This window comes from Bacteroidales bacterium (assembly GCA_023228145.1).
Taxonomy (GTDB): Bacteria; Bacteroidota; Bacteroidia; order Bacteroidales; family CAIWKO01; genus CAIWKO01.
On record JALOBU010000001.1, the window covers coordinates 192,617 to 205,137 of the forward strand.

Annotated in this window: 7 protein-coding genes; 4 read left to right on the forward strand and 3 right to left on the reverse strand. The window is 38.7% G+C overall.

From position 1 onward, the window contains the following. Positions 1-15 precede the first annotated feature (15 nt). Positions 16-1,062 carry a CapA family protein gene (locus M0R16_00785; GenBank protein ID MCK9611419.1) on the reverse strand — a complete coding sequence of 349 codons (1,047 nt, stop codon included), beginning with the start codon at positions 1,060-1,062 and terminating at the stop codon, positions 16-18. Positions 1,063-1,077: 15 nt separating this feature from the next. Further along, entirely contained in the window at positions 1,078-2,046 is a 969-nt protein-coding gene (locus M0R16_00790) for a M23 family metallopeptidase (GenBank protein ID MCK9611420.1), read from the reverse strand. Between the two features lie 198 nt (positions 2,047-2,244). Between M0R16_00790 and alaS the strand changes: the two genes are divergently transcribed. The 4 genes from alaS to M0R16_00810 are packed head-to-tail and all read left to right on the forward strand — an operon-like array spanning position 2,245 to position 9,434. Continuing rightward, entirely contained in the window at positions 2,245-4,878 is a 2,634-nt protein-coding gene (gene alaS, locus M0R16_00795; protein ID MCK9611421.1) for an alanine--tRNA ligase, read from the forward strand. A gap of 44 nt (positions 4,879-4,922) precedes the next feature. Further along, a complete protein-coding gene (locus M0R16_00800) occupies positions 4,923-7,241 on the forward strand; it encodes a T9SS type A sorting domain-containing protein (protein ID MCK9611422.1) in 2,319 nt (772 codons plus the stop codon). A gap of 13 nt (positions 7,242-7,254) precedes the next feature. After that, the gene (gene recO / locus M0R16_00805; GenBank protein ID MCK9611423.1) at positions 7,255-7,983 is read left to right on the forward strand and encodes a DNA repair protein RecO; all 729 of its coding nucleotides are present in this window, start codon (positions 7,255-7,257) and stop codon (positions 7,981-7,983) included. 38 nt (positions 7,984-8,021) lie between these two features. Further along, on the forward strand, positions 8,022-9,434 hold the full coding sequence (locus tag M0R16_00810) for an aldehyde dehydrogenase family protein (protein MCK9611424.1): 1,413 nt from the start codon (positions 8,022-8,024) through the stop codon (positions 9,432-9,434). 8 nt (positions 9,435-9,442) lie between these two features. Here M0R16_00810 and polA read toward each other — a convergent pair whose 3' ends face one another. Then, on the reverse strand, positions 9,443-12,244 hold the full coding sequence (gene polA / locus M0R16_00815; protein MCK9611425.1) for a DNA polymerase I: 2,802 nt from the start codon (positions 12,242-12,244) through the stop codon (positions 9,443-9,445). Between the last annotated feature and the right edge of the window lie 277 nt (positions 12,245-12,521).

Genomic DNA, 12,521 nt, shown 5'->3' on the forward strand with positions numbered 1-12,521 from the left:
TTCAAAGTTTTAGCTTTATTTTTTTCTTATCTCGCCACTTTCAGAAATTGATAGTGGCGTTTCAGGAAAATCAGAGTTTGTTAGTTTGATAAGTTGCTTAAGTGCGTTATCTTCTTTATCCATCACCGGCCCGCCTTCTCCGGTTTGCATAATTGAAAAAACTTCTGCTTTCAGAAATTCGCCTTTTTCATCAAGGTGAACAGATATGATAGGAGCAACTCCGTTAGGCCCCTTAAGATTAAAACGTCCGTAAGTACAAAAATTCCCTAGGCTATAAGCAATGAATCGGTTTTTGTAAAGTTCTACAGCCCTGGTAACATGCGGCCCGTGGCCGAACACAATATCTGCCCCGCAATCAACCACCATATGCGCAAACTGGTAAACATTGCCTCTGTCTTCATCATAAAAAATTTCTGTTTGTTTGGTAACATGAGTGTGCGCAGCCCCTTCAGCCCCTGCATGCATTGAAACGATGACAATATCACACAATGAATCCAGTGTATGAACAATTTTTTTAACGGTATCTTCTTTTAATATATCTATGGTTCCCTTAAAAGGAGAGAAACCGCAAAACCCTATTTTTAATCCGTTATGTTCGAAGATTGCTGTCGGGCAGGAGTTCAATCCGGCATAGATGATTCCAGCTTTATCGAGCGCTTTAATCGTTGATTCTCTGCCGGCATTGCCAAAATCTCCGCAATGGTTGTTGGCAAGGTTCAGCATATCAAATCCGGCATCTTTTATAATTCCGGCAAAATATTCCGGTATCCTGAAAGCATAGCATTTTGTTGAATCCTGGCATTTTTTTACAGTTCCACCGCTGTTGAGCAGGCACCCTTCAAGGTTGCCAAAAGTAAGGTTAGAGTTTTTTAAAATGTGTTCAACAGGGTTGAAGATATTTTTACCACTATCAGGAGGAAGGTAATTTGCCGAAGGGAAATTTGTCCCCGGCATGATATCTCCTACAGCTGTTATTACTATAGAATTTTCTTTGTTTTGTCCGGAAGCATTATATAATACCGATAGTATAAGAATTATAAAAGACAAAAGTTTCACTTTCATTAAAAACAAATGTTTTTATGATAACGGCTGAGAAGGACGGGATGCCTGTTCAATAACTTTTTCGTATTCCTCAGGAGTGAGGTCGTTATAGAAATAATTGATAGGATTTATTTTTACCCCGTTTTTAATTATTTCATAGTGGCAATGCGGAGCTACGGACAAACCTGTGCTTCCGACATACCCAATTACTTGTCCTCGTTTGACTTTTTCTCCGGGCCTCACGAGCATTTTACTCATATGTCCGTATAGTGATTGAAATCCGTAACCGTGATTGATGATACAAACAATGCCATACCCTGACTGATTCCCTTTGGGGTTAATTACCACACCATCACCGGTTGCATAGATAGGTATTCCTTTTTTTGCTGCAAAATCAATACCCGTGTGCATGCGGGCGGTTTTATAAACAGGATGAATCCGGTACCCGAACCCCGAAACAACTGTTGACTGTGTTTTAGAAACCGGTTGGATTGCCGGTATGCATAAAAGCATTTTTTCTTTATTTTTAGCCAGCTGAACTATCTCATCGAAAGATTTTGATTGGATGTATATCTGGCGGGATATCATATCCAGGCGGGAAGTAATGTTAATCATCAGGTCTGAATTTTCAAAGCCTTTCAATTCTTTATAACGCATTTCTCCACCATATCCGGCTTTACGAATATTGTCCGATATTGGCTCTGCTTCGAATATTGTACGGTAAAGGTTATCATCACGCGATTGCAGATTAGCAAGTATAGCAGATATCTGGTCCATACGGCCATTCAGAATGGTGTACTGCAATTTCATTTTTTCATTTTCACGTTTCAGCACTTTTTCTTTTGGAGAATCAATAAAGCTATATAAAACCAACATGATGGTTGCCGAAATGACCATACCTGAAGTAAGAATGGAAATAAATTTGATGAACTTATGTTTTACGGAAACCTTAAGTTCTTCGAGTGTTAATGTTTTTGGATTAAAATGATATTTGGTCTTTCCCATCTAAAAAATCATCAGTGAAAGTTTAGAAAAACTCCTAAACATGTAAAAACTGAAGCGCAAAACTAACAAAAAAAATTAAATTTGCATTAAAATAATGCAATTACCCAACGCTTAAACCTTTGATTTAGTATTTATTTTGTTTTTTAAAAGGTCAAATAAAATGTAAGTGTCATTATTAATATTACTAAAATAAACTGCATGAAATCAAAAGAGGTAAGAAACACATTTCTGGAATTTTTCAGGTCAAAACAGCATCAAATTGTGCCATCAGCGCCTATGGTTATAAAAAACGACCCCACCCTGATGTTTACCAATGCAGGCATGAACCAATTCAAAGATATATTTTTAGGAAATGAGCCTGCAATTTACAAGCGTGTTGCCGATACTCAAAAATGTTTGCGCGTGTCAGGAAAACACAACGACCTGGAAGAGGTTGGCCATGACACCTATCATCATACAATGTTTGAAATGATTGGCAATTGGTCGTTTGGCGATTATTTTAAAAAGGAAGCCATAGATTGGGCATGGGAATTACTAACCGATGTATATAAAATTAATGCCGGGGATTTGTATGTTACAATTTTCGCAGGTGATGAAAAAGAAGGGCTTCCGAAAGATGATGAAGCGTATAATTTTTGGAAAAACAGAGTGCCGGAAGAAAAAATATTGCTTGGAAGCAAAAAAGATAATTTCTGGGAGATGGGAGAAAGCGGTCCTTGCGGGCCCTGCTCCGAAATTCATATTGACCTGCGTAGCGAAGAAGAAAAACATAAAATTGCAGGTAAGGATTTGGTTAATAAAGGAAACCCTTTGGTAATCGAAATATGGAATCTGGTTTTTATTCAGTTTAACAGGAAATCTGACGGGAAATTGGAACCCCTTAAGGCAAAACATGTGGATACGGGCATGGGGTTTGAAAGACTGAGCATGGTTTTACAAAAAGTAAAATCAAATTATGATACGGATATTTTTCAGCCGCTGATACAGCAGATAGCTTTGCTGGCGAATTGCCGATATGGTGAAAACTCTAAAAAAGATATAGCTATCCGGGTAATTGCCGACCACCTGAGAGCTGTTGCTTTTGCAATTGCCGATGGGCAGCTTCCCTCAAACAACAAGGCCGGATATGTGATAAGGCGAATTCTAAGGCGTGCCGTGCGTTATGGATACACATTTCTGGGTTTCAAAGAACCGTTTATGAATAGCCTGGTTAGCATTTTGGCAAGCCAGATGGGCGAAACATTTCAGGAACTACTAACACAAAAAGAACTCATTACAAAGGTAATCGCAGAAGAAGAGTCTGCATTTCTCCGTACACTTGATATGGGAATACATAAATTTGAAAATTATAAAGCTGTAAATAATAGTATTGACGGACGTTTTGCTTTTGAATTATTTGACACGTATGGGTTTCCGGTTGACCTAACACAATTGATGGCCAAAGAAAAAGGATATGTTGTGGATATGGAAGGTTACAATACCTGCCTGAATGAACAGAAAATTCGTTCCCGCCAGGCCGCTACAGTTGATAAGGAAGATTGGGTGGTGGTGCATGAATATGATAGAGAAAGTGTTTTTGTCGGATATGATACCTTGTCGGCAAATTCTAAAATACTGAGGTACCGAAAAATAAAAAGCAAGGGAAAAACTCAGTACCAGTTTGTACTTGACAAAACACCTTTTTATGCGGAATCAGGAGGCCAGATGGGAGATAAAGGCATTCTCCAGTCAGAAAAGGAAACAATAAAAATCGAAGACACTATAAAAGAAAATAACCTTATTATACATCTTGTTTCAGAATTACCTGAACATATTCATGTTAATTTTGAAGCCAATGTGGACAGGAAGAAGCGCCTTAGCACACAAAACAATCATACGGCCACGCATTTATTGCATAAAGCATTAAAAGAGGTTCTTGGAAATCATGTTGAACAAAAAGGCTCGCTGGTAAATGACGAATATTTGCGTTTTGATTTCTCTCATTTTACCGGGCTGACGAATGATGAAAAAAAGGCAGTTGAAAGAATAGTTTTTCAAAAAATTGCAGAAAATCTTAATGTGGAAGCTGCGACTGACGTTCCCTTGGATATAGCCAAAACACAAGGAGCAGTAGCACTTTTTGGCGAAAAATATGGAGATAAGGTCAGAGTAATTTCTATTGGCGAAAGTTATTCCAAAGAGCTTTGCGGTGGTACTCACGTGAAAAATACCGGGCAGATTGGCTTATTTCTTATTACTGAGGAAACAGCAATTGCTGCTGGCGTGAGACGCATTGAAGCTCTCACGGGAGAAACAGCGTATGCTTATATACAGGAAAACTTTATAGAGCCCCTTGAAAAAATAAAATTATCATTGAAAAAAAAATATACGGAACTCCCCGAAACAGTTCATGCTATTATTGAACAAAATAATTTTCTGCGTAAGCAAATAGAAGCTTTGCAGAAAGATAAAGCACAAGGATTGAAAGAAGAATTAAAAACAAAAGTGGAGCAAATTAATGGTGTAAATTTTTTGACATCAAAGACCGGGCTTGACCCGGTAAACATAAAAGATATTGCCTTCGCACTCAAGAATGATATGGAAAATTTGTTTCTTGTACTTGCCAGCGAAAACAATGGGAAAGCTTCTATCACTTTGATGATCTCCGAAAACCTTGTGGAAACAAATAAATGGAATGCCTCCCGGATAATCAGGGATTTGGCAAAAGAAATTCAGGGCGGTGGCGGCGGCCAGGATTTTTATGCAACAGCAGGCGGAAAAAATCCGGAAGGGATTGAAAAAGTTTTTTTAAAGGCAAAGGAATTTGTCAGCGGAAACACCGATAAACAATAATTTTAAGAAATCAGAGTTTCTTTTTTAATATAATTTAATTAAGAGTGCTAATTAGAAAAATACTTTTACAACTCATTGTGCTGGAATTGATTTTTAATAATATCAATGCCCAGGAAATTGGCATCGCCGAGTGGAGGGTGCATCTGCCATACCGCCAGACAATTTCCCTTGATTTTGCCGGTTCACTGGTTTATTGTGCCACCCCATATGGTATTTTTTATTTTGATAAAGAAGATAATACTATCAATCAGATTACAAAAATAAACGGCTTGTCAGATGTTAACATTAGCAAAATAAGATACAGCGAACAATATAAAGCACTAATCATAGTCTATACAAATGCAAATATTGACTTGATTTACGAAAAAAGCATAATTAATATTTCAGACATCAAACGTAAAACCATATTAGGGAATAAAACAATTAACAATATTACCATTTATGGGAATTATGCTTATTTGTCATGCGGCTTTGGTATTGTGGTACTGGATATCCTTCAAAACGAAATTAAGGATACTTATTATATAGGGCAAAACGGCTCATCAATGAATGTGCTTGATGTGGCATGCGATGGCGTGTATATTTATGCAGCTACTGAAAGCGGAATATATAAAGCATCTTATACAAATCCAAACCTTGCCAATTATGCCAATTGGTCAAAGGATACTTCAATGTCCAATCCGAATGGGAAATATAATGTGATTACTATTTTTCAGAATAAGCTTTTTGCAAATTTATCTGTTTCGGGTTATTCAAAAGACACACTTTACGTTAATGATGGTAATGCATGGGCAATTTTTGACTCTACACGCTTTGATGATGTATTCAGCATTCGGGTTGTAAATAATAAAATGCTGGTATCATATAATTATAAAGTGCTGGTTTATAATTCGGATATTCAGATTTTAGAAGATTTATGGACATATAACCCTGATTCTCCTGAGCCTTCAGAAGCGCTGATTGATGGAGATTCATATTATTGGGTAGCCGATAGAACAAAAGGGTTAGTTCGTTATAAAGATTGGAATGCATTTAAGATAACACCTGACGGCCCGGCTACCAACAATGCTTTTGCCATGGATATTGCCGGCAGTGATTTATATGTTGCCGCAGGAAGTGTGAACTCCGCCTGGGGAAATGTATGGAATTACAGCGGAGTGTATTCGTTTATCGGAGGTACCTGGCACACACTTAAAGATTATAACACCGCCTTTGACACAATTTATGATATTATAGACATAGCTGTTGACCCATCAAACAGCAATCATGTTTTTGCAGCTTCTCTCGGTGTTGGATTGGTGGAAATAAAAAACGGATACGTTGTGAATGTTTATGATGAAACAAATTCCCCGCTGGAGCATCCTTATAGTTTTTACAGGTGGCTGGGTATTGGAGGTTTGGCTTTTGATGACAACAATAATATATGGGCGGTGAATTCAATAAGCAATAACTTACTTAAAATGCGCACTCCCGACGGGTCTTGGTACTCTTTCAGCACATTGCCTTATATTTCACAAGCACACGGAGGCGCCATGATGATTGATCAGCATGGACAGAAGTGGATTTTATTAAGAAATGCTGTTGGATTACTCGTTTTTAATGAAAAAGGAACCTGGTCAACAAGTAATGATGATGTGATTAAAGTGCTTACTACAAGCGTTGGCAATGGCAGTTTGCCGAGCAACGCAGTTTATTGCATGGCCGAGGACCTTGACGGAAAAGTTTGGATAGGAACCGATAAAGGTGTCGCAGTATTTTATAATCCGGAAAATATTTCTGACGGCGGAAATTTTGATGCGCAACAGATTACTATTATGCAGGACGGAACAGCCCAGCATCTTCTCGAATTTGAAAGAGTAACCTCCATGGCTGTGGATGGCTCAAATAAAAAATGGTTCGGCACCGAAAAAGCAGGAGTTTTTCTGATGAGTGAAGATGGTCAGGAAGAGATTTTGCACTTCACCGAAGAAAATAGCCCACTGCTGTCAAACACAATTACCAGCATTGCTATTGATGAAAATACCGGCGAAGTGTTTTTCGGCACAGCTAACGGACTGATTTCCTTCAAATGGTATGCAACCAAAGGTGGTGAAACTTTTACCAATGTGTATGCTTACCCCAATCCCGTTCGTGGCGATTTCAACGGAACCATAGGAATAAAAGGTCTGGTAAAAGATGCTACGGTTAAAATAACCGATGTTTCCGGTACTTTGGTCTATGAAACAAAATCTGAAGGAGGGCAGGCGGTTTGGAATGGGAAAAACTTCAAAGGAGACCTCGTTGGAAGTGGCGTGTATTTTGTTTTTTGCAGCAATGAAGATTGTACCGAAAAACTGGTAACAAAAATAATGGTCATCAGGTAGCAGCTTTCACCCCATGCAATGCAAAACCAGGGCTATCGTCCTTAAAACAATCAATTACTCCGAAACAAGCATTATTGTTAAAATGCATACCGAGCTTTTTGGGTTGAAATCGTTTTTGGTACGTGGCGTTAGAAAAAAACATGCAAAAATAAACCCCAGCATCTTACAGCCTCTTTCTTTGCTTGAGGTTGTTTTTTCTAATAAAGAAAATTGCCAGTTACACTCTCCCAAAGAAATATCATCATATTACCAGTTTGTTTCACTGCCTTTTAATGTGTTTAAAAGTTCTCAGGCATTGTTTGTAAACGAACTTGTTTACCGCACCGTAAGAGAAGAAGAACCTAATCCGTATTTTTTTAATTTCCTCACACAAAGTATTATTGCTTTAGACAAAGCTAAAAGTAACTTTCAGAATATTCATATTGCTTTTTCCATAAAACTGACAAGGTATCTTGGTTTTTATCCTTTGGGGAAGTATTGTCCTGAAACACCTTATTTTATTTTAAAAGAAGGCCATTTTGCAAAATACAAACCCGATGATGAATTGTATCTTGACCAGCCTATGTCTCAAACCTTTGATTTTTTGCTTCGGATACCCATAGAAGAATCCGGTTCGGTATCCCTGTCCTCAGACACAAGAAGGAAACTTCTTGAAAATATCATTGCTTATTTTCAGCTTCATTTGATAGGGTTTGGAAATATAAAATCTCTGGATGTGCTTACCCAGCTTTTTCATTCCTGAGTTTTTGTTTATTTTTGAAACTCTTTAATCTTAAAATTATGGATGCATATAGTTTATACCTTGCCGGAAATTTTGTTGAAACTTCCGGAAAAATTAAAATAATTAACCCATATACTAAAGCATGTTTTGCCGAAGCATGTCTTGCCTCTCCCGGTGAGCTTGAACAGGCAGTTCAGGCGGCGCAAAATGTTGAAAAGGTTTTGGCGGAAATGCCATCATACAAGCGATATGAAATTTTAATGCAAATTGCAAAGCTTATCAAGGATGATAAAGACAGGCTGGCTTTTGTGTTAAGTACTGAGGCGTGCAAACCTTTAAAGTCCTCTTTGACAGAAGTTGACAGAGCCGTGCAGACTTTCATTGTCGCTGCTGAAGAAGCCAAAAGGTTGCCAAAAGAATATATCAGCATTGACTGGACAATATCCGGAGCCGGAAAGGAAGGTATGGTTAAATACTTTCCCATAGGGCTGGTGGCTGGCATTGCACCATTTAATTTTCCACTGAACCTTGCCGTGCATAAAATAGCTCCCGCCATTGCGGTAGGATGCCCGATTATTCTCAAGCCTTCTTCCTTAACCCCTTTGTCAACGCTGGAATTGGCTAAAATCATTGATAAAACCGACTTGCCTAAAGGCGCGCTTTCTATTTTACCGATGGACAGGAAAACAGGGAATTTGCTGGTGACGGATGAACGATTTAAATTACTGACTTTTACAGGATCTCCCGAGGTGGGCTGGAAAATGAAAAGTGAGGCGGGTAAGAAAAAAGTTGTATTGGAATTGGGTGGCAATGCCGGCGTGATTATAACAAAATCAGCTGATGTTGAAAAAGCAGTTACTAAATGCGTGGCAGGTGGTTTTGCTTATTCCGGGCAGGTTTGCATCCATACACAGAGAATTTTTGTACATAAAAATATTTTTACTGATTTTACACAAAAATTTGTTGAAAAAACAAAACTACTCAAACAAGGCCCATCGGAAGACCCTGCTACAGATATTTCTGCACTGATAAATGAAGAAAATGCCATACGAGTGGAATCATGGGTCGCCGATGCATTAGCGGGAGGAGCTGAACTGTTGTGTGGTGGCAAACGTAAGGGCGCTTTTTTTGAACCCACTGTGCTGACTAACACTCATAATAAAATGAATGTCTGCTGTTGTGAGGTATTCGGTCCTGTGGTTGTGATTGAGCCGTATGACGATTTCAAAAAAGCTGTTGACGAAATTAACAACGGGCGTTATGGGCTTCAGGCAGGAGTGTTTACCGACAGCATTACTGAAATGGATTATGCATTTAATAATATTGAAGTCGGTGGGTTGATGATAAACGATGTGCCGACATTCAGAACCGACCACATGCCTTATGGCGGAGTAAAAGATTCCGGTTTAGGCAGGGAAGGCGTAAAATATGCCATTATGGATATGATGGAACCGCGCCTGATGGTGAAATAAATTATGATTTAATGTGCTTCCAGCCAGTTCATTCCTGAACTCATTTCAATTTCAAGAGGAACACTCAATTCATAAGCGTTTTTCATCTGTTCTTTTATAATTTCCAAAACAGCTTCCTTTTCGGGCTTGTAAACATCAAACACCAATTCATCGTGAACCTGCATAATCATGCGGCTGCGAAATGAATTTGCGGAAATATCTCTGAAAATTTTTATCATGGCAATTTTGATGATATCCGCCGCAGAACCCTGAATGGGAGCATTTATCGCATTTCGTTCGGCATAACCTCTTACCACCGCGTTGGCAGAATTGATATCCCGCAGATAACGTCTGCGCCCTGAAATTGTTTCTACATATCCTTTCTTTCTGGCTGATGCTATGGTATCTTCCATGTACTTTTTTATAGCAGGATATTTTTTAAAATATTGCTCAATGATTTCTGCCCCTTCTTTACGCGGGATATTAAGCCGTTCCGACAGTCCAAAAGCTGAAATGCCGTAAATGATGCCGAAATTCACCATTTTGGCATTGCGGCGCTGCTCTTTGGTAACATCGGCTAAAGCGACATTGTAAACCTTTGATGCCGTTGCGGCATGAATGTCATGGCCCTGTATAAAATCCTCTATCATATTGTGTTCATCGCTGATTGCAGCGATGATTCTCAGTTCTATCTGAGAATAGTCGGCTGAAACCAAAATATAATCTTCATTGCGGGGAACAAATGCTTTACGGATTTCGCGTCCTTTTTCTGTCCTGACTGGAATATTCTGGAGATTAGGATTGTTTGAACTTAAACGTCCTGTTGCTGCAATGGCCTGATTGTAAGAGGTGTGAATTCTGCCGGTGCGGGGGCTGATGAGTTCGGGTAAAGCATCCACGTAAGTAGATTTGAGTTTAGTAAGTGAACGGTAATCCAGAATTTTCTGAATAATTGGATGTTTGTTTACGAGTTTTGTCAAAACATCTTCTGCGGTTGAAAACTGTTTGGTAGCGGTTTTTTTTGGGTTCTCGATGATTTTCATGTGTCCGTATATCACATCACCTAACTGTTTGGGCGAAGCAATATTAAATTCCACTCCTGCAAGTTCAAATATTTCTTTTTCTAACAATTGAATTTCAACAAGTAGTTCAGCGGAATAATCGTTCAGCGCTTTTTTATCAAGCTTCACACCTTCGGTTTCCATAGATGCCAGCACAGGAATCAGGGGTATTTCAATTTCTTTAAATAATTTTTCAGCGCCAACTTTTTTGAGCTCCGGTTCCAAAACAGTTTTCAACTGATAAGTAATATCCGCATCTTCAGAGGCATATTCTTTTATCTCTTCAGCGGGCACCAGCGCCATCGAAAGCTGGTTTTTGCCTTTCTTTCCAATCAATTGCTCGATAGGGACAGGAGAGTAATTCAAATACGACTGGGCCAGATAATCCATATTGTGCCTCAGATCAGGTTCTATCAGGTAATGCGCCATCATGGTGTCGAACATCGGGCCTTTCACATCAATGTCATACCACTTTAACATTTCCATGTCGAATTTGATGTTTTGACCTATTTTCAGCGAATTGGGATTCTCAAATATGGCCTTGAATTCCTGAACCTGCTCGTATGTTTCATGATACTCTTTTGAAAGCATTACATAATATGCCTTGTGTGGCTCCATGCAAAACGATATTCCCAGCAATTCAGAAGAATTTGGGTCAAGGCCTGTGGTTTCTGTGTCAAAACAAAACTCATTTGCAGTTTCCAGTATCTTTATCAGGGTTTCTCTTTTTTCTTTTGTATCCACAAGAATATATTCGTGCGGAGTGTTCTGGATATTATTTAAAGAAGTTTCTGAAATATTTTCCTGTTTTGTTGTTGCTGATATTTCGCCAAACAAATCCGGTTGTTGTTTTTTAATCAATTCCGATGTTTCCTTTTTTTGTAAAGAAATATCAGTGAAAACACGTTTTGCAAAAGTTCGCATTTCTAATTCCTCAAGCAGTTCTTTTAGTTCTTGTTCGTGCGGATGTTCGAGGATAAGTTTGTGTTCTTCAAAAGCAATAGGAACATTAAGAATGATGGTGGCAAGTGCTTTTGATTGAATAGCTAGTTCCTGCCCGGCTATCACTTTTTGTTTCATTCCTTCAGGACTTATGGAATCTATGTTTTTCAAAATATTTTCCAATGAGCCAAATTCGCTGATGAGTTTTTTTGCCCCCACTTCTCCAATGCCCGGTATGCCCGGAATATTATCGGATGCATCGCCCCAAATGCCCAGAATATCTATCAACTGCTCCGGTTTCTGAATTCCGAATTTTTCACAAACCTCTTTTACGCCCATGATCGAGGGCTTATCGCCAAAGCGAGCCGGTTTGTATATCAATACATTTTCGCTTACTAATTGCCCGAAATCTTTATCAGGTGTTACCATAAAAACTTTAAAATCTTTTTTCTCGGCTTCTTTGGCAAGGGTGCCGATCACATCATCTGCCTCGTAACCTTCCACAAAAAGTGTTGGAATGTTAAATGCTTCCACCAGCCGGTAAATATAGGGAATAGAAGCCGAAAGGTCTTCGGGCATTTCCTGGCGGTTGGCTTTGTATTCAACAAAATCTTCATGTCGCAGAGTCGGCGCCATGGTATCAAAAGCTACTCCTATATGTGTTGGTTTTTCTTCTTTTAAAAGTTTATACAGTATGTTAGCAAAACCGTAAACCGCGGAGGTATTTATTCCTTTTGAGTTGATGAGTGGACGGTCTTTGTAAGCATAAAATGCCTGGTACATCAGCGCCATAGCATCTATAAGGTAGAGTTTTTTTTCTGAGGACATGAGAAAGTATTTATTTAGTGTAAAAGTAAGTAAAAAGTTTTGGAGAGAGGTGGGTGGGTGGTATTTTTAGGGGAATAGGCTGTTAGACTATTAGGCTGATAGGTATTTAGGTGAATAGGTGTTTAGAGGTGATTAGGTAGATAGGAATGGTTAGGGTTTTATTTTAAATGATTTTCTATTTGATTTTTTCTGCGTCAATCTGCGAAATCCGCGGGAAATAATATTCTTTCTTTTACTCACGCAGATAACGCTGATTATTGCAGATAAGGCCTGATGC

Bases quoted from the DNA above. Each gene is read 5' to 3' on its own strand.
- M0R16_00785 (MCK9611419.1), bottom strand. From the start codon at position 1,062: ATGAAAGTGAAACTTTTGTCTTTTATAATTCTTATACTATCGGTATTA.
- M0R16_00790 (MCK9611420.1), bottom strand. From the start codon at position 2,046: ATGGGAAAGACCAAATATCATTTTAATCCAAAAACATTAACACTCGAA.
- alaS (MCK9611421.1), top strand. From the start codon at position 2,245: ATGAAATCAAAAGAGGTAAGAAACACATTTCTGGAATTTTTCAGGTCA.
- recO (MCK9611423.1), top strand. From the start codon at position 7,255: ATGCAATGCAAAACCAGGGCTATCGTCCTTAAAACAATCAATTACTCC.
- M0R16_00810 (MCK9611424.1), top strand. From the start codon at position 8,022: ATGGATGCATATAGTTTATACCTTGCCGGAAATTTTGTTGAAACTTCC.
- polA (MCK9611425.1), bottom strand. From the start codon at position 12,244: ATGTCCTCAGAAAAAAAACTCTACCTTATAGATGCTATGGCGCTGATG.